This window comes from Clostridium caldaquaticum (genome assembly GCF_023806125.1).
Lineage (GTDB): Bacteria > Bacillota > Clostridia > Clostridiales > Clostridiaceae > Clostridium_AT > Clostridium_AT caldaquaticum.
The window spans coordinates 99,162-116,906 of sequence record NZ_JAMSKT010000001.1; the positions used below are offsets into that span (position 1 = coordinate 99,162).

Annotated in this window: 19 protein-coding genes; 6 read left to right on the top strand and 13 right to left on the bottom strand. The window is 33.9% G+C overall.

The window, feature by feature from the left end; genetic code table 11:
* Positions 1 to 43: 43 nt before the first annotated feature.
* From M2651_RS00475 to M2651_RS14275, 3 genes are all read right to left on the bottom strand, one after another.
* The gene (locus M2651_RS00475) at positions 44 to 217 is read right to left on the bottom strand and encodes a hypothetical protein (RefSeq protein WP_252130360.1); all 174 of its coding nucleotides are present in this window, start codon (positions 215 to 217) and stop codon (positions 44 to 46) included.
* Between the two features lie 65 nt (positions 218 to 282).
* Positions 283 to 411 (bottom strand): hypothetical protein, encoded by a 129-nt coding sequence (locus M2651_RS14270; RefSeq protein ID WP_286207892.1) that lies wholly within the window; start codon positions 409 to 411, stop codon positions 283 to 285.
* A gap of 64 nt (positions 412 to 475) precedes the next feature.
* Complete coding sequence (locus M2651_RS14275; RefSeq protein ID WP_286207893.1) at positions 476 to 598, bottom strand: hypothetical protein; 123 nt, start codon at positions 596 to 598, stop codon at positions 476 to 478.
* Between the two features lie 205 nt (positions 599 to 803).
* Here M2651_RS14275 and M2651_RS00480 point away from each other — a divergent pair, with 205 nt between their 5' ends.
* The 4 genes from M2651_RS00480 (at position 804) to M2651_RS14505 (ending at position 4,591) form a co-directional block, all read left to right on the top strand.
* Complete coding sequence (locus M2651_RS00480) at positions 804 to 2,150, top strand: [Fe-Fe] hydrogenase large subunit C-terminal domain-containing protein (protein ID WP_252130361.1); 1,347 nt, start codon at positions 804 to 806, stop codon at positions 2,148 to 2,150.
* A 65-nt stretch (positions 2,151 to 2,215) separates the two neighbouring features.
* Positions 2,216 to 2,869 carry an HAD family hydrolase gene (locus M2651_RS00485; protein WP_252130362.1) on the top strand — a complete coding sequence of 218 codons (654 nt, stop codon included), beginning with the start codon at positions 2,216 to 2,218 and terminating at the stop codon, positions 2,867 to 2,869.
* A gap of 169 nt (positions 2,870 to 3,038) precedes the next feature.
* Positions 3,039 to 3,167, top strand: a complete 129-nt coding sequence (locus M2651_RS14280) for a hypothetical protein (RefSeq protein ID WP_286207894.1) — start codon at positions 3,039 to 3,041, stop codon at positions 3,165 to 3,167.
* Positions 3,168 to 3,295: 128 nt separating this feature from the next.
* Positions 3,296 to 4,591 carry a PLL family lectin gene (locus M2651_RS14505; protein ID WP_491524968.1) on the top strand — a complete coding sequence of 432 codons (1,296 nt, stop codon included), beginning with the start codon at positions 3,296 to 3,298 and terminating at the stop codon, positions 4,589 to 4,591.
* 69 nt (positions 4,592 to 4,660) lie between these two features.
* On the opposite strand, the gene M2651_RS00495 is transcribed toward M2651_RS14505, so the two are convergent.
* From M2651_RS00495 to M2651_RS00510, 5 genes are all read right to left on the bottom strand, one after another.
* Positions 4,661 to 6,217, bottom strand: coding sequence for an ABC-F family ATP-binding cassette domain-containing protein (locus M2651_RS00495; RefSeq protein ID WP_252130364.1), 1,557 nt, complete (start codon positions 6,215 to 6,217; stop codon positions 4,661 to 4,663).
* A 121-nt stretch (positions 6,218 to 6,338) separates the two neighbouring features.
* A complete protein-coding gene (locus tag M2651_RS14385; protein ID WP_350338270.1) occupies positions 6,339 to 6,521 on the bottom strand; it encodes a Ger(x)C family spore germination C-terminal domain-containing protein in 183 nt (60 codons plus the stop codon).
* 97 nt (positions 6,522 to 6,618) lie between these two features.
* A complete protein-coding gene (fabK, locus tag M2651_RS00500; RefSeq protein WP_252130365.1) occupies positions 6,619 to 7,557 on the bottom strand; it encodes an enoyl-[acyl-carrier-protein] reductase FabK in 939 nt (312 codons plus the stop codon).
* 20 nt (positions 7,558 to 7,577) lie between these two features.
* On the bottom strand, positions 7,578 to 8,822 hold the full coding sequence (locus M2651_RS00505) for an L-lactate MFS transporter (protein WP_252130366.1): 1,245 nt from the start codon (positions 8,820 to 8,822) through the stop codon (positions 7,578 to 7,580).
* Positions 8,822 to 10,393: an acyl CoA:acetate/3-ketoacid CoA transferase gene (locus tag M2651_RS00510; protein WP_252130367.1), complete on the bottom strand. Its 1,572-nt coding sequence runs from the start codon at positions 10,391 to 10,393 to the stop codon at positions 8,822 to 8,824. The genes M2651_RS00505 and M2651_RS00510 overlap by 1 nt, the downstream gene beginning before the upstream one ends.
* 465 nt (positions 10,394 to 10,858) lie before the next feature.
* Here M2651_RS00510 and M2651_RS00515 point away from each other — a divergent pair, with 465 nt between their 5' ends.
* On the top strand, positions 10,859 to 12,034 hold the full coding sequence (locus M2651_RS00515; RefSeq protein ID WP_252130368.1) for a class I SAM-dependent rRNA methyltransferase: 1,176 nt from the start codon (positions 10,859 to 10,861) through the stop codon (positions 12,032 to 12,034).
* Positions 12,035 to 12,175: 141 nt separating this feature from the next.
* A complete protein-coding gene (locus M2651_RS00520) occupies positions 12,176 to 12,370 on the top strand; it encodes a cold-shock protein (RefSeq protein WP_252130369.1) in 195 nt (64 codons plus the stop codon).
* Positions 12,371 to 12,405: 35 nt separating this feature from the next.
* Here the strand turns inward: M2651_RS00520 and M2651_RS00525 are convergent, their stop codons facing one another.
* From M2651_RS00525 to M2651_RS00545, 5 genes are read right to left on the bottom strand one after another with little or no spacing between them, the layout of a single operon-like run.
* Positions 12,406 to 13,506, bottom strand: a complete 1,101-nt coding sequence (locus tag M2651_RS00525; protein ID WP_252130370.1) for a GerAB/ArcD/ProY family transporter — start codon at positions 13,504 to 13,506, stop codon at positions 12,406 to 12,408.
* A complete protein-coding gene (locus M2651_RS00530) occupies positions 13,493 to 14,611 on the bottom strand; it encodes a GerAB/ArcD/ProY family transporter (RefSeq protein WP_252130371.1) in 1,119 nt (372 codons plus the stop codon). The genes M2651_RS00525 and M2651_RS00530 overlap by 14 nt, the downstream gene beginning before the upstream one ends.
* 16 nt (positions 14,612 to 14,627) lie before the next feature.
* Complete coding sequence (locus M2651_RS00535; RefSeq protein ID WP_252130372.1) at positions 14,628 to 14,858, bottom strand: hypothetical protein; 231 nt, start codon at positions 14,856 to 14,858, stop codon at positions 14,628 to 14,630.
* A 4-nt stretch (positions 14,859 to 14,862) separates the two neighbouring features.
* The gene (locus tag M2651_RS00540) at positions 14,863 to 16,062 is read right to left on the bottom strand and encodes a Ger(x)C family spore germination protein (protein ID WP_252130373.1); all 1,200 of its coding nucleotides are present in this window, start codon (positions 16,060 to 16,062) and stop codon (positions 14,863 to 14,865) included.
* Between the two features lie 17 nt (positions 16,063 to 16,079).
* Positions 16,080 to 17,666, bottom strand: coding sequence for a spore germination protein (locus M2651_RS00545; protein WP_252130374.1), 1,587 nt, complete (start codon positions 17,664 to 17,666; stop codon positions 16,080 to 16,082).
* Positions 17,667 to 17,745: the final 79 nt, after the last annotated feature.

Consider the following 17,745-nt stretch of genomic DNA (forward strand, 5'->3'; position numbering starts at 1 on the left):
TCACACCTCCTAGTGAAACCATCTTCTAAATATAAGTTTATATTTATCCAATTTCTTCTAGCATTTTCTCCGTAATTCTTATTTTATCTTCTATAGCTTCTCTATAAACACTATCTTGCACTTCTTTCAGTCTTTCTCTATACCTATTTAAATATCCATAAAGAGCTATTTGTAATATTTCCTTTTCTTCCCTTGTACATTTAATAATATAATCCATAGTATTCCTCCTTAATAAAATTCTTATTAGGAATTATGGACAAGTTGTTATAATTTATTCAAATTTCAGTTATTTTTATCATTATTTTTTATACAAAAATTTTTTATATCACCATAAATACCTGTAGCTTTATAACAAGCAATAATAACAATAGCTACTACCGCAGTAATTACTGCTGCCGCTTCTATCACCATAATATTCCTCCAAAATTATATATTATAATATAATCTATGAAGGAATATTGAAAATAGTTATCATTTATTTTTCTATTTGTTCTTCAATTTCTTCTATATCTCTATCAGCTCTTCCTGCTGCCTTGCAAAGTGATGCTGCAAAAAATCCTAATGTTCCACCAAGCATTATTAACAATAAAGAAGTCATAAAGTTCACTCCATTTTTCATTTTTTTCAACGATAAATATAGTATTAGCATATTTTTATTTTTTATCCATAGTTTTTTGAGAAAGAAAAGCACACTACGTTTTAGTAAAAATATTCTAGAGGAGGCTATTGAATATATTTTTTGTATAAAAAAATATATTGTTCATAAAATAATGTAGGATTTTTTAAAGATTGGAGATGTTAATTTGAAGGCTGAATACAGCAACCTTTTTAAAGAAATTGTATACGCTTATTATAATGGAAATTTTGAAGAAAAAGTTAAAAATATACTTAGTAAACCGGATATTAATAAAAAAGATCTCGCAAGGATAATATCTTCTCTTTGCGGAGTTGAGCTAACTTTTACTGATAACTATATAGATGACTTAAAAAAGGCTGTAAAAAATTATAAGGCTGAGCACAAGATAGTAACCAAAATCAGAACTTGTTCTATGGATTGTGCAGATACAGACGGTACTACTGCCTGTAAAAAATCCTGCCCTTTTGATGCTATAATTATAGACCAGGAAAATCACACTTCTTTTATTGATAAAGAAAAATGTACTGACTGTGGTTTTTGCGTGGAAGGATGTCCAACAGGTTCTATATTAGACAAAGTAGAATTTATTCCTTTTGTAAATCTTCTAAAAGAAAAAGTCCCTGTAATTGCTGCAGTAGCCCCTGCAATTCAAGGACAGTTTGGATCTGATGTAAGCATATATAAACTTCGAAGTGCCTTCAAAAAAATTGGCTTTACAGAAATGGTAGAAGTAGCTTTCTTTGCTGATATGCTTACACTAAAAGAAGCTGTGGAATTTGACGAACATGTACATACAAAAGACGATTTTATGATAACCTCCTGCTGCTGTCCTATGTGGGTAGCTGCCCTAAAAAGAGTTTACAAGGATTTAGTTAAACATGTTTCACCTTCAGTATCTCCAATGATAGCTGCCGGAAGGGTAATGAAAACTTTAAACCCAAACTGCAAAGTAGTTTTTATAGGACCTTGTATTGCTAAAAAGGCAGAAGCCAAAGAAAAGGATTTACTTGGAGACATAGATTATGTATTAACCTTTGCAGAAGTTAAGGATATATTTAACGCATTAAATATAAACCCTAAAGATATGAAAGAAGACTATTCTACAGAATATGCTTCTATGGGTGGAAGACTTTACGGAAGAACCGGAGGAGTTTCTAAAGCTGTCAGTGATGCTATAGAAAGATTATTCCCTGAAAAATTTAAAATGCTCACAACAACTCAGGCTAATGGAATGGTAGAATGCAAGAAAATGTTAAGTGAAGTCCAAGAAGGAAATATTCGTGCAAACTTTATTGAAGGCATGGGCTGTATAGGGGGCTGTGTAGGAGGACCTAAAGCTATAATTCCAAAAGATGAAGGAAGAGATAGCCTTAATGAATTTGCTTATAATTCTGAAATTAAAGTATCAGTTGACAGCGATACTATGAAAAACATTCTAAACAGGTTAGGAATTAATTCTGCTGAAGACTTTAAGCATAAAGAAAAGTGCGTAATTTTTGAAAGACATTTCTAAACATATTTCACAGCTTTCATGTTATACTATCAGAGGATAACATGTGGTAATATGGGGGGATAAATTTGCTTACCAATATAAAAGCTGCTATTTTTGATTTAGATGGTACACTTATAGATTCAATGTACGTTTGGGAGAAAATAGATTTAGACTTTCTTAAAGCTAGAAATTTAGAAGTACCTGAGGGCTTAAATGATGCTGTAACCCACTTGAACTTTATAGATACAGCTAAGTATTTTAAAAAGCGTTTTAATCTAACTGAAGAAATAGAAGCTATAATGGATGAATGGAATACTATGGCTTATTATGAATATGCAAATAACATCAAACTTAAACCGGGAGCAGAAGAGTACTTGTCTTTTCTTAAATCAAAAGGCATAAAACTAGCCATAGCAAGCAGCAACTTAAAATCATTAATTGAAATAGTGTTAAAAAATAACAAAGTATATGACTACTTTGAAAATATAACAACTACATTAGAAACAGAAAGAGGCAAAAATTTTCCTGATGTTTACCTGCTAACTGCCAAAAAGCTTCAAGTAAGGCCAGAGCAATGTATCGTTTTTGAGGATATTATTGCTGCTGTGTTAGGGGCTAAAGCAGCGGGCATGAAAGTTGTTGGTGTTTATGACAAAGCTTCACATTATCAAGCAGATGAAATATCAGCTAATGCAGATTACTTTATATATAATTATGAGGATTTAATGAAAGATATGTAATATATAATTTATGTAAACCTTGCTTATCTTATGAATATAATATATAGAAAACTATATAAAGGAGATGGGCACTTTGTTTACATTTATATTATTTTTGCTGTTATCTGCTCTTTGCTTTATTATTTACGCCTATTATTCCAACCAAATTACTCAATACCGAAGACATATTATGCTGCTTAATAAGCAAAATACTGAACTAAAAGAAACAATTAAAAAACTTAAAGATATTAAAGATACAGAAACACATGCTGATATGGATAATAAAAATTTTAATTCTAATGGTGAAAATGAACTTTAGTTGTAACACTTCCAATATATTATCATAAACTGTAATTGATAAGATTTGGAGGTGTTTTAATGTATAACAAGCCAATATATTGTCCTTTTTTCATACAGCCTACTGTATGTCCTCACTCAGTTAATCAAATGAGAACATATTACGAATTCAGAAATATTGAGGATATTGAAGATTTCGACGACATTGATGAACTTAACGATTTTGACAATTTCGAAAGTTTAGATGACCTTGATAGCTTGGATTCTTTCAATGAAGATGATGAATTTTTTGAGGATACAAGAGCTTCTCAGCAGGAAATAAACAGGATATTCAGACTTCTCAGTAATGAACGCCCTGACCTTTTTAGAGAATTACAAAGATATGGAGTAAACAGAACAACTATTAACCTCATGTTCAGAGCAGCTATATCCTTTACACTAGATAATGCTTCAAAACATACAGGAAATATAAATCAGAAAACTAACGCAATATTTGACGATTTTAGAAGGCAGCAAAGATGGATTTTCTTAACACTTCGTTCTGCAGGTGTTCCAAGCAGCGTAGCTAACCGCATCTTTAAAGATGTAATAGAATTCACTCTAAGAAACATGACTGCTCCTCCTCCACAACCCGACAGAGAATGGAGCCGCTGGGAAGACCTTGGAGGATATCTAAATTCTGCTCCTGGCGTTTCTTCCTGGGCACCTAATAGGCTTGATACTTTTGCAGCCGGCAGAGATAATGCTCTTTATCATAAGTGGTGGGACGGTTCTCGCTGGAGTGATTGGGAAAACCTTGGCGGTATATTAACTTCCGCACCTGCTGCTGTTTCCTGGGGACCAAACAGAATTGATGTATTTGGCAGAGGTACAGATAATGCAATGTGGCACAAATGGTGGAACGGTTCTCGCTGGAGCGATTGGGAAAGTCTCGGCGGAGTTTTAACCTCGGCACCTGCTGCTGCCTCTTGGGCTCCAAACAGAATTGACACCTTTGTAAGAGGAACCGACAATGCTCTTTATCATAAATGGTGGGATGGCTCTCGCTGGAGCGATTGGGAATTCCTTGGGGGTACTTTAACTTCTTCTCCTGCTGCTGTTTCCTGGGGATCAAACAGAATCGACGTATTTGCAAGAGGCCAAGGAAACCGACTATATCATAAGTGGTGGGACGGCTCTCGCTGGAGTAGCTGGGAAGACCTTGGAGGCAATATAACCTCTGCACCTGCTGTTTCTTCAAGAGCCGCAAATAGACTTGAAGTTTTTGCCAGAGGTGCAAATAATCAATTAATTACTCGAAACTGGAACGGTTCTCGCTGGAGTGACTGGCAAAATATTGGAGGAACTTTAACCTCTGACCCTGCTGCTGTATCCTGGGGCCCTAACAGAACTGACGTATTTGCCAGAGGTACAAATAATGCCCTGTGGCATATTTGGAAAAATTAACAAATAAATAAAAAGGACGCTTCCTTGGGCATATATATTTACACCACAGGAAACGTCCTCTTAACTATATTAAATAATTTTAGTTGTCCATTCTTCACAGTTCCAAACTTCAGTAACCACATCTCTATAAAACTCAGGCTCGTGACAGACTAGCAGTATAGAACCTTTGTATTCCTTCAATGCTCTTTTAAGCTCATCTTTTGCATCTACATCCAAATGGTTTGTAGGCTCGTCTAAAATTAATATATTTGTTTCAGTATTTATCAGCTTTGCAAGTCTGACTTTAGCTGCTTCTCCTCCTGATAAGACCATTACCATACTTTCAATATGTTTTGTAGTAAGACCGCATTTTGCAAGAGCAGCACGAACCTCGTACTGAGTATATCCAGGGAAGTCCTTCCAGAATTCTTCAATACATGTATTAGTGTTTCCTTCTCTGCTTTCCTGCTCAAAATATCCAATGTGCTGATAATCTCCAAGCTGAACTTCTCCGCTTATTGGTTTTATTAATCCCATTAAGCTTTTAAGAAGTGTAGTCTTTCCTAATCCGTTAGAGCCTACTAAAGCAATTTTTTGTCCTCTTTCCATATAAAGATTAATTGGCTTTGTAAGCGGGTGGTCATAACCTATAACCAAATCTCTAGTTTCAAATATGACCTTTCCTGAAGCTCTAGCTTGTTTAAAGTTAAATACCGGCTTTGGTTTTTCTTTAACAAGCTCAATTCTTTCCATTTTATCAAGCTTCTTTTGTCTTGATTTTGCCATGTTAGCTGTTGCTACATTAGCCTTGTTTCTTGCAACAAAGTCCTCTAATCTTGCAATTTCTGCCTGCTGTCTTTCATAGGCCTGCTCTAACTGCCTCTTTTTAGCTTCGTATACTCTTTCAAACTCTTCATAGTTTCCAACATATCTTGTAAGCTGCTTATTTTCCACATGATAAATAAGATTAATTACTGAATTTAAAAATGGTATATCATGGGATATTAGTATAAAAGCATTTTCGTAATCATTTAAAAATCTCTTAAGCCACTCAATATGAGCCTCATCTAAGTAGTTTGTAGGCTCGTCTAAAAGTAATATATCAGGAGTTTCAAGTAAAAGCTTTGCAAGTAAAACCTTTGTTCTTTGTCCTCCGCTTAAATCAGTAACGTCTTTATCCAGTCCAACATCTAAAAGTCCTAAGCCTCTGGCAGTTTCTTCGATTTTTGCATCTATAACATAAAAACCATTATGGTCAAGCATATCCTGAATTACTGCTGTTCTTTCAAGCATTTTCTCAAGCTCTTCAGGAGAAACATCTCCCATTTTTCCATAAAGCTCATTCATTTCAGCTTCTGCATCAAATAAATATTGAAAAGCACTTTTTAAAATGTCTCTTATAGTCTGTCCGCTCTGAAGTACCGCATGCTGATCCATGTAACCTACTCTGACTTTATTAGACCATTCAATTACTCCTTCGTCAGGCATTAACTTTCCTGTTATTATATTCATAAAGGTAGATTTACCTTCTCCATTTGCTCCTATAAAACCAACGTGCTCCCCCTTTAACAATCTGAAGGATACATCTTCAAATATTGCTCTATCTCCAAAACCGTGGCTCATATTCTTAACCGTTAGTATGCTCATCCAATTCTCTCCTTCTCCATAGTCCATCTGATTACACATAGTATAGTTTAAAATATCTATACTGTCTATGTCAAAGGAAATTTCAGTAGTTTATTAATATTTCTGCAGCTAACTTAGATAATTATTTCTTTTTCACTTCACTTTCCTTAAGCTGTATCGGTGCACCTGTCATTCCAGTTCGTCTTATAACAAAATCCACAGAAACCGAAACCTTAACCTCTGGAAATATTTCATCCCATTTATCCTTCAGTTTTTTCCACTCCTTTAGATTTTGCTGAGAAATGCAGGCTAAAAATCCAAATATAAATGAACAAAAAAATTATAGGGACTTCCCTAATACAAGGAAAATCCCTACAATATTTAACAATATCCTAAATACAGAAAACAATGGATAAATAACTTTAAACTAATGAACCTACATTAAGATTCTTACAAACTTCCTTTGCTTCTTCAAACATTGAAGTAATAACTTTCTCAACTGTTGTAATCTCAGTTATTAACCCACAGATCTGTCCAGCCATTACAGAACCGTTCTCTGTATCTCCATCAAGAACTGCTTTACGTAAAGAACCCAATGCTAATTCTTCTAGCTCATCTCTTGATGCTTTTCTACTTTCTAACTCTAAATACTTTAAAGTCATCTTATTTTTAATGCTTCTCACAGGACCACCTATGCTTCTGCCCGTTACAAGGGTATCTTCATCTGAAGCATTAACTACTGCTTTTTTGAAGTTTTCATGTGTAGGACACTCTTCTGTTGCTAAGAAACGTGTTCCAACCTGAACTCCTTGTGCACCTAGTGCAAAAGCTGCTGCTACTCCTCTTCCATCACCAATACCGCCTGCAGCTATTACAGGGATTGAAACTGCATCAACTACTTGTGGTACAAGAGCCATTGTTGTTGTTTCACCAACATGTCCACCAGATTCAGTTCCTTCAGCTATTACTGCATCTACCCCTAATTGTTCAACTTTTTTTGCTAATTTAACAGATGGAACTACAGGTATAACTTTTATTCCAGCCTCTTTCCACTTCTTCATAAAAGGTGCAGGAGAGCCAGCTCCAGTTGTAACTACTTTTACACCTTCTTCTACAATTACGTCAGCTAATTCTTCACGGTTTGGAGCCATTAACATAATGTTTACTCCAAAAGGCTTATCTGTTAAAGTCTTACACTTGCGAATCTCTTCACGTAAACGATCTGCACTAAATCCGCCTGCTGCAATAATACCTAATCCACCAGCGTTAGATACAGCAGCTGCTAATTCTGCTAAAGCAATTTGAGCCATTCCTCCTTGGAAAATTGGATATTTAATGTTAAGTAATCTTGCTATACTCATTAAAAATTCCTCCTGAAATATTATGCTATATTTTCATTAACTTTTATTTTCTGCTCTTTTTTCTCAACTGATTTAAATAATAATGTTAAAATTACCCCTGCTAAACTTAATACTAAAGCTATATAAAAGGCTTTTGTAAAATTACCGTTATTAGCTTCTGCCACTTGAACTGCGAGTCTTGGTCCAAAAAAACCTGCCATGGAATAACCAATAAAGGTGATACCATAGTTAATACCATAGAATTTCATACCAAACTTTTCTGATACTATAGAAGGGAATATACCTAAGGTTCCACCAAAACACAATCCAATACCTATAATTGATATTGCAAAACCTGTCTTTGAACCTGCGTTAGCCATAACTAACAGCATTACCGCAACTACTGTATAAATGCATATTAACGCATTGTATCTGCCATACTTGTCAGATACTGCTCCCCAGAACACACGGCCAAGACAGTTACTAAATGAGTATAAACTTACATATACCGCTGCTACTGCTGCAGTTAAACCAAACATTTTTTGTCCAATAACTGAAGCATTTGAAGTTATCATCATTCCAGATAAAGCACCAATTGTAAACATTGATAATATGATATAAAACTTTGGAGTACGTATCATTTCAGTCCAATTAAAATTAACATTTGCTTTCTGTCCTGCATTATTTATAACTGGTGGATTCCAACCTTCTGGCTTATATCCAGCAGGAGCAGCAGTTATCAATGATCCAAATGCTACTGTTATTATTAAATAAGCTATTCCCATTATTTTAAAGGCTGATAATACTCCACTGCTTTCAATCAGACGATTTACGATTGGAGCAGCTATAATAGTAGCACCACCGAATCCAGCAGTAACAATACCAGCAGCTAGTCCCCTCTTATCTGGGAACAACTTTACTGTATTTCCTATAGTTCCTGAGTAAGCTATACCTTGTCCAAATCCTGCAATTACTCCATAGAATATATATAACTGCATTGGTGTCTGAGCCATTGATGTTAAAATAAAGCCTAAGCCAAACATCGCTCCGCCAATTATAATAGAATACTTTGCAAGACCTCTATCTAATAACTTTCCGCCTAAAATCATTGGAATTGGTGATATTGCTGAGTTAACAGTAAACGCCATCATTACAACTGCTCTGGACCATCCAAATTTTGCACCTAGAGGACCTGCAAATACGCTGAAAGCATATACTGCACCAACACAAAGATTTACCATTACTGAAGCAAAAAGCACTAAGTTACGATTAATTTTTTTATCCATTAATTACACTTCCTTTCTTCTAGTATTCCTTTAAGCTTGCCCCATTTTTCACTAAAGATACCTTCGTCCATAACCTTTAGATCCTTAGATATTTCAGGAACAAAATCCATTTGATCTAAAATATCTTTTTGTAAATCAATACCAGGAGCTATTTCAATTAATGTCATCTTACCATCAATTAATTTAAATACTGCTCTCTCTGTAACATAAAGAACATATTGATTTATTTTAGAAGCATATTTTCCACTGAAAGTTATTTGCTGTACATGCTTTAAAAACTTCTTTGCCTTTCCTTCCTTAAGGATTTTAAGTTTTCCATCTTTAACTTCAACTTCTAAACCACCTGCTGTAAATGTTCCAGCGAATATAAGCTTTTTAGCTGATTGAGAAATATTTATAAATCCACCGCAGCCTGTAACTCTTGTACCAAATTTACTTACATTTACATTTCCATATTCATCAGTTTGCGCTAAACCAAGAACAGATAGATCTAATCCGCCACCATCATAAAAATCAAACTGAGCATGATGATCTACGATAGCCTGGCTATTATATGCGTGACCAAAGTCTCCACCTCCAGCTGAAACTCCACCAATACTTCCAGCTTCTGTGGTGAACATTACTTGATCTTCAGCACCTTCTTCAGCAACTACACTACCTACATTAGCTGGTATGCCAACACCAAGATTTAATACAGCATTTGGTTGAAGCTCCATAGCTGACCTACGTGCTATAACCTTTCTTTCATCAAGCGGTAGAGCTGAAATACTCTTTACAGGTACTCTAAGTTCACCTGAAAATGCCGGATTATATTTAGTTACTTCCGTTTGGAAATGATTTTCTGGTTTTGCTACTACTATATAATCGATCAATATTCCTGGTACTTTAACTGCCTTTGGATTTAAAGTATTAGCTGCTGCTATACTTTCTACCTGTGCAATAACTATACCTCCTGAGTTTTTAGCAGCTTGAGCAATCGGAAGTACTTCCATTAATAGACCTTCTTTTTCCATAGTCAAGTTACCGTTCTCGTCAGCAACTGTTCCCCTAATTAATCCTACGTTGATTGGGAAGGCTTTATAGAATAACCACTCTTCACCTTCAAATTCAACTACTTTTACAATATCCTCTGTAGTTCTTGGTGACATTTTTCCACCTTCAACTCTTGGATCTACAAAAGTACCTATTCCTACTTTAGTAATAACCCCTGGTCTTTTAGCAGCGATTTCTCTATAAAGCTGTGTGATTACCCCCTGTGGAAGATTATAAGCTTCACATTTATTTTCTTCGATTAACTTTGCCATACCAGGAGAAGCTATTGCTATACCTCCGATCCAACGTTTAACAAGCCCTTCAATACCTAGATGACTCATCCCTTTTTCTTTTCTATTACCTACAGCTGTAGAATGCACGATTGTCAAATCCCTTGGATGCCCTGTTTCAATAAAACGTTCCTTAATTGCTATTCCCATTTCTTCTGCCCAGCAAGACAAACCAAAACCACTTGCAGCTACAGTAGATCCATCTTTAATTAATTGTGCTGCTTCAGCAGCTGATATTATTTTAGCCATTTTCCCAACTCCTTTATTATATTTTTAACGATAAATTTCACAAGCAAATTTGATTTCAAAATCAATCTGCATGTATAAGCCTGATAAATACGGCGTTTTATGTATATATGACATTCTAAACCTGTCATCAATTACATATTGAATATAACATGATGTTCATTACATTTCAATAGTTTTTTGTTAAATTTTAAACATTATTTTGTTAAATATTAAATTAACAATTAAAATTAACTTTCCATATATACTTGTGAGGTGTACGTAAATATGTTGGCTACGCCCCTATAGCAAATACAGAAGGAGTAGCCCACTCCTCTGAAAAGTTAAATAACATGACAAAAAATATGTTAGAGCAAGTCAATAAGTTTAAGATTTAATTAGTAGTTATTTTAAATCATTCCTTGTACTAATATTATCTGAATGTGGTATACTACATAATGGATTAATTAAGCTAAGGGAGTGTTTTAAATGGCTTGTAAATTTTATTTACATAAAGGAAAAGGCAGAAAGGCAGAAAGCGGTCATCCTTGGATTTTTACCGATGAGATAGATGAATATGACGGCGAGTATACAAATGGAGATATAGTTGAAGTATATAATTTTAAACATGATTTTATAGGAAAAGGCTATATTAATGATGTTTCCAAAATTGCTATAAGAATAATGACTAGAGATATAAACGAAGAAATAGATGAAGATTTTTTTAGAAGAAGGCTTAAAGATGCCTGGGAGTATAGAAAAAAAGTTATAGATACAAGCAGCTGCAGATTTGTTTTTGGAGAAGCTGATTTTCTTCCTGGACTTATTATAGACAAATTTGAGGATTACTACGTTATTCAAAGTTTAGCCTTAGGCATAGATAAATATAAGAACATCTTGGTTAAAATTCTTGTAGATGAATATGGTGCCAAAGGAGTTTTTGAGAGAAGTGATGCTGCTGTCCGTGAGCTTGAAGGCATGGAGCAGACTAAAGGTTTTTTGACTGAGCCTTTTGATACTATGATACAAATAGTTGAAAATGGAGTTAAATATTATGTAGATATAGAAAACGGCCAAAAAACCGGTTTCTTTTTAGACCAAAAAGAAAACAGAGCAGCTATACATAAAATCTGTAAAAATGCAGAAGTTTTAGACTGTTTCACCCATACTGGTTCCTTTGCCCTAAATGCAGGCATTGCCGGGGCAAAATCTGTTTTAGGAATTGATATATCCCAGCACGCAGTAGATTTTGCTACAAAAAATGCAGAGCTTAACGGACTTTCTAATAGAGTAAAATTTGAATGCCATAATGCTTTTGATGTACTTACAGAATGGTCAAAGGAAGGAAGAAAATTTGATGTAGTAATATTAGATCCTCCTGCTTTCACAAAATCAAGAGAAACAGTAAAAGGTGCTGTACGAGGATATAAGGATATAAATTTAAGAGGACTTAAAATGGTTAAACCCGGCGGCTTCTTTGTAACCTGTTCCTGCTCTCACTTTATGAAGGAAGAACTTTTCAGAGAAACTATAAAAGATGCAGCAAAAGATGCTAAAAGAACACTAAGACAAGTGGAATTCAGAACTCAGGCTGCTGACCATCCTATACTATGGAACTCTGATGAATCTTACTATTTAAAATTTATAATTTTTCAAGTAATATAAATTCAACGTTTCTGCCTCCAAGCTTTATATACAAGCTTGGAGGCTTTTCTTTAAATCAGTAAATAATTGCTTGTATGTTTATATGCCTTCTGTTGCATAATAAAATTGAAATAACATATTCAGCATATGAGGAGGAATAACATGCAAACTGGTATAGTTAAATGGTTTGACCCAAGGCTTGGTTTTGGCTTCATAGCACAAGACGGCGGAGAAGATATATTCGTTCACCATTCAGGTATTGCAATGGATGAGCAGTTAGAAGGAGGTCAGGAAGTTCAATTCGAGATAGTTGAAGGCAAAAAAGGACCTATGGCTGCTAATGTAAAAAGATATTAAGAAGATTATTAAAGGATAGTGCCTGAAACACCACACTATCCTTTAATAAATTTCCTTTTAATGTAAGTTAAAAAAGCAAGAAGTAAAGGTATTCCAATCTGAAGAGGAATGTGGATATATAAAGGTACTTTTTCCAATCCAATTTCCAGATGCTCTACTATATTTTCAGCTATCTTAAAATTTGCTATAAGTATTATTATAAAAACAGGTATAATTAAAAATCGTAAATCTTTTACTTTTATTAAATCTGATATTCCTAATAGCGAAGCATAAAAGAAAATAGAGATTTTAAAAAAAACTCCAAGAATAAGCAAAAATATTGCTATAGAATCTAACCTTTGCAAAAACTCTCCAATTGCTACTTTAGATAAGGTCTTTAAAAACGGAAAGGTAGAAATTCCAGCTAAATGAGCACCAATAACACTAATATTTAAAGCAATTACTATACTTAAAATTATGCCGCTAAACAGCATTGCAGACAATCCTGTTTTTATCACTTTATCTTTATTTTTCACATTAGGAAGAAACATTGTAAATACAATCATTTCTCCAAAAGGAAAAGTTAATGTTAAGGGAAAAGCAGTAGAAAAAACCTTTTTCCATGTACCATAATCAATTATCGGCAAAAGATTTTCTATTTTGGGCAATTTTGCTCCAAAAATAATAATAATAAAAAACAATATAAAACTCATTACTATTACAAAGCATATTTCTCCCGCCCTGCCGAGAACTTCAATACCTAAATAATTTCCATAGGCAATAACTGTAAGCATTGAAAAACTTACAAATAATGTTGAAACATTTGGTAAAGCGACAACTACAATTAATTCGCTGAAATCCCTTAAAACACGAGAAGCAATATACATAAAGTAAGTAATATAAGCAAGAGAAACAACAAAACCTAGGTACGGACCAAGAAGCTTTTTAATATATCCAGTAAGGCTCAAATCAGTATAATTATTATAAAGATATCCGTATACTTTAAATAGTATAAGCCCCGCAAGCATTCCTACTATTATAGCAAGCCAGGCTGCCTGCCCTGCTTTCATTCCCAAACCAACAACAACTGCGCTGCCCAGCTCAAACAAAACGATAATAGCAAAAAATTGTTTTAAACTGATTTTAGCCTTCTCCATTGTTAGTATTCTCCTTTTTCTTATTTGTAACTTTCCCAAGTATTAATAATAACACCGGAATAAAAAGTCCGTTTGTTAATATATGAGACACCCATGTAGTAGTATCCCAATTTCTGTAATAAACACTATTAGGATAAATAATTAAAGAAAAATAAACAACAAGAATAGCTAAAGGGATTGTTAATGATTTATAATCTCTAAGCTTAAAAATCTGAGTTATACCTAAGGCTGCTGCATAAAAATATAAATTTATCTTATAATATATAGATATTATCCATACCATAGCAATAATAGATTCTAACCTCTCAATCTGCCTTCCTACAGTAATATTTTTTGCTAATATATAGCTAGGATACACATTATGTACAGTTCCATAAGGCTCTAATGATAAAATGCACAATATTGTCTGAATCATTATCATAATTCCAGCTATAAGTACTCCGCTTGAAAAAGCACGCCCAGCTTCCTTTAAATTACCTGCACATACTGGATAAAACATAAGAAAAACAATAACCGTAAGATTAGTAAAACTTTCAAATAATATTACAGACCATAATACAGGCTTTACTCCGCTTTCAAATATAGGCTGTATATTTATTAATTTAATATCTAAAAAAGCAAAAACAGCCATTAAAATAAAACCTGTAAGTATCCAGGGAAAAAATACTTCTGCTGAACGGGCAATAGGCTCAAGCCCTAATCTTGTTCCAATAACTGCAGGAATAAGAATTAGCACATTCATCATAAGCATAGAAGTTTCAGGCATAATTTGAGTAGTCATGAAATTACCTACCATATAAACTATTCTAGAACAGTTTAAAACGAGAAATATTAAAAAAAATATTGAAAACAAAGCTCCTAACCATTTTCCCATTACTTTTTCACTATATTCCATTAAAGTCATATTTGACATCTGAGCTGCCAGACGATTATATAAATTTGCAATAAATACTCCGCCTATTACTCCTATTACTGCAGCAATCCAGGCATCCTGTTTTATTTCCAAAGCTAATGTTCCAGGCATATCTAGCATCGCTGTCCCAGCAATACTTAATATAATCAAAGTTCTTATTTGATTTTGGCTGATTTTTCCGCCATCCTTCATAGCCTTTCTCCTTATCTTAAAACTTAAACAATTTTAATAAAAGGTTAGTAAACCACTTATAAAACATTGAAAGATAGTCAAAAGGATTACCTATTTCCTTATTTAAGCTTTTCATAATAAATAGTGTATCTCCCACAATTAATAAAACAGCAAAAGTTAAAAGCTCTTTTTTATAATTTTTTCGGATTAAATAAGGTGTTTCAATTATAACCGCAGCAATAGTAATAAATATTATAACTAATATCATAAAACTACTCCTTTTCCTTCTTTAAGACAGGGTTTATAGTAGTTCCTAATCTCTTGACTTCACAGTGAACCTTTACATCTATTGGCAGATCAGCGAATTTTTCATCCCAATTATTTTTTAAAGTTTTCCACTGCTTAGGATTAGAACGATGTAAAGCTTCCCCAAAACCAAAAATATCGCATTGTAAATCCTTCTGAGTTTTTTCCAAAACACCCTCTATTCTCTGTTTTATTTCATTTTCCAAGTCATTTTGTATTTTTTCAATACTTTCTGGCTTTGTTAAATCAATCTTGCATTCTACTTCTCCTACATTTCCCTCCACTTTAATATCAATGCTGCCTTTTGGAGAACCGTCTTTTATACTGCATTTAATTTTAGATTTAATCTTGTTCATTTCAATTGTTAACTTTCCCTCATCAATACAGCTTAATGTTATAACAGTATTTTTAACTTTATTTACAGCCAGATTATATGCAATACCTTCTCTTTCGTTAAGCCATCCAATAAGTTTATCCTTTTTTAAAACAGCAATGCCATCTAAGTCTAAGACAGCCTCCGGCTCTATTCTTTGTATATTTTTATTGTCCTTTCCAGCTTCCAGTTTTCCTTTAACAACAACACCTGCCAGCACAGGATTTTTACCTTCACTTACTGTTGTACTTATAAGTTCGTCTAATTTTACTGAAGCTGATGCAGGCCATGAATTCTCTTCCTTCTCCAAAGATGAAAATATTTTACTTGCTGGAATTTTTTCAAGAGGAGTTAATACCTTTAATGCATCTTCTGCCTTTTTATCTTTTGCAACGAGCATATACATATTAGCTCTCATTTCATGGTCTCTTGAAAGAAAGTCTAAAGTTTCTCCTATTCCGTCTTCTGCAATCTCCTGTCCAAAAATAACAATTTGAATATGAGATACGTATATTCTGCGGGAAGACTGCATAGTAACTCTGCGAAGTGCTTCAAATAAAGTATAGCCGTTAGTGCTGTAGGTTGTAACAGCTGAACCGCCCCCGCCTGCCTTTTCTGTAGCTACTTCACTGGGATTTAGCACTTGAACAGTAACTCTATATTGATTGTCATTTTTATCTATCCCAATGGCTGTAGCAATAGCTAATTCATTTATTTCTCTTTTACCTTTGCAGCCAGTACAAAGTATAATAAAAAATATAAGTGTACATATTGCAAACCATATTTTTTTCATGTGAAACTCCTTTACTTCTACTCAGGTTTCTTCGGCCCGCTGTCTTTCTGTCTTATTATATTGTTTTTACTTATAAACTTAGGTCTAGACCATAATTTATGTATCGGAAAATGAAGTATGCTGTCTTTCTGGTCTTGTATTACAAATGGCGACATAGGTGATAAATATGGTACGCCAAAGGATCGTAAACTGCATAAGTGAAGCACCATAACAATAAGTCCCAAGGCAATACCGTATAATCCAAAAGTTGCACTTAAAAGCAAAAATATAAATCTAAGTATTCTTACAGATATAGCCATGTTAAATGCAGGGAATATAAAGCTGCAAATAGCAGTAATTGATACAATTATTACGGTAATAGGTGAAACCACACCAGCTTTTACTGCAGATTCCCCAAGTACAAGAGCTCCTACAATAGAAATAGCAGGCCCTACTGCTCTTGGCATTCTTACCCCTGCTTCTCTTAATATTTCAAATGTAATTTCCATTATTAAAGCTTCTAAAGCAACGGGCAGAGGTACCCCTTCTCTTTGTGCTGCAATATTAATAAGAAGTGTAGCTGGAATCATTTCCTGATGAAAGGTAGTTACAGCTACATATAAAGAAGGAACAAGCAATGCAAGAAAAAAACTGAAATATCTTAAAACCCTAGTCATGCTTCCTATAATAAACTGATTGTAATAATCTTCGCTGACATGAAAAAATTGAACAAACAGTGCTGGTACTAGCAGGACAAAAGGTGTTCCATCTACAAATATAGCAATCCTTCCCTCAAGTAAACCCGACGCTATAGTATCCGGCCTTTCTGTATTAAATACTGTTGGAAATGGCGAATAAGGTTCATCGTGAATAAGTTCTTCAATATATCCGCTCTCCAAAATTGAATCTATATTAATTTTGTTTAATCGGCTGTGAACTTCCTTAACTACTTTATCATCCGCAATACCTTTAATATAAGCAACAGCAACCTCAGTTTTTGTTTGCCTGCCGATAAATTTGCTTTCAATCCATAGATTAGGATTTTTAATTTTTCTGCGGATAAGAGCAGTGTTAGTACCTAAATTCTCTGTAAACCCTTCCTTTGGACCTCTGATTACGGTTTGAGATGTAGGCTCTTCTATACTGCGTGACTTCGCCCCTTTAGAGTTAACTGCTATCGCTTGTCCCCAGCCATCAATAAATACAATAGTATATCCATATAATAAATAATCAAATAATTGTTCATAATCTTTCACAAATTTCATTCCAGCTGCAGGCATAATTATATCTCGCACTATCTGTGCTAAATTCTGCGGGGAGGTAATCTGCTGCTCAATGCTGGTTTTCTTTGTTTCAAGCATTAAAGATTCCAATATAAAGTGCTGAATAACAGCCTTATCAACAAGACCTTCTACATAAATAACCCCCATTTTAATTTTAATATTTTTGCCAACAACAAATATTCTTACTGAAACATCATAACTGTTTCCTAATGTATTTAAGATATATTGCATACTATCCTTTAAATTAGTGTTTAAAGGAATTGACTGTTTATTAAGCGTATTGTTTTCTGCAGTATTAGATTGAGTACTATTTCCACCAAATAACACGTTAAATAGTTTCATAAAAAACCTCATAGCATTTCAATTTTTTATATTTTATGTCAAATAAACATATTTATTCATTAATTCAAGGTAAGTTATA

Excerpts from the sequence above, each read along its gene's own strand:
- M2651_RS00475 (WP_252130360.1), bottom strand. The coding sequence starts at position 217 with ATGGATTATATTATTAAATGTACAAGGGAAGAAAAGGAAATATTACAA.
- M2651_RS14270 (WP_286207892.1), bottom strand. The coding sequence starts at position 411 with ATGGTGATAGAAGCGGCAGCAGTAATTACTGCGGTAGTAGCTATTGTT.
- M2651_RS14275 (WP_286207893.1), bottom strand. The coding sequence starts at position 598 with ATGACTTCTTTATTGTTAATAATGCTTGGTGGAACATTAGGATTTTTT.
- M2651_RS14280 (WP_286207894.1), top strand. The coding sequence starts at position 3,039 with ATGCTGCTTAATAAGCAAAATACTGAACTAAAAGAAACAATTAAAAAA.
- M2651_RS14505 (WP_491524968.1), top strand. The coding sequence starts at position 3,296 with ATGAGAACATATTACGAATTCAGAAATATTGAGGATATTGAAGATTTC.
- M2651_RS00495 (WP_252130364.1), bottom strand. The coding sequence starts at position 6,217 with ATGAGCATACTAACGGTTAAGAATATGAGCCACGGTTTTGGAGATAGA.
- fabK (WP_252130365.1), bottom strand. The coding sequence starts at position 7,557 with ATGAGTATAGCAAGATTACTTAACATTAAATATCCAATTTTCCAAGGA.
- M2651_RS00505 (WP_252130366.1), bottom strand. The coding sequence starts at position 8,822 with ATGGATAAAAAAATTAATCGTAACTTAGTGCTTTTTGCTTCAGTAATG.
- M2651_RS00510 (WP_252130367.1), bottom strand. The coding sequence starts at position 10,393 with ATGGCTAAAATAATATCAGCTGCTGAAGCAGCACAATTAATTAAAGAT.
- M2651_RS00515 (WP_252130368.1), top strand. The coding sequence starts at position 10,859 with ATGGCTTGTAAATTTTATTTACATAAAGGAAAAGGCAGAAAGGCAGAA.
- M2651_RS00520 (WP_252130369.1), top strand. The coding sequence starts at position 12,176 with ATGCAAACTGGTATAGTTAAATGGTTTGACCCAAGGCTTGGTTTTGGC.
- M2651_RS00525 (WP_252130370.1), bottom strand. The coding sequence starts at position 13,506 with ATGGAGAAGGCTAAAATCAGTTTAAAACAATTTTTTGCTATTATCGTT.
- M2651_RS00530 (WP_252130371.1), bottom strand. The coding sequence starts at position 14,611 with ATGAAGGATGGCGGAAAAATCAGCCAAAATCAAATAAGAACTTTGATT.
- M2651_RS00535 (WP_252130372.1), bottom strand. The coding sequence starts at position 14,858 with ATGATATTAGTTATAATATTTATTACTATTGCTGCGGTTATAATTGAA.
- M2651_RS00540 (WP_252130373.1), bottom strand. The coding sequence starts at position 16,062 with ATGAAAAAAATATGGTTTGCAATATGTACACTTATATTTTTTATTATA.
- M2651_RS00545 (WP_252130374.1), bottom strand. The coding sequence starts at position 17,666 with ATGAAACTATTTAACGTGTTATTTGGTGGAAATAGTACTCAATCTAAT.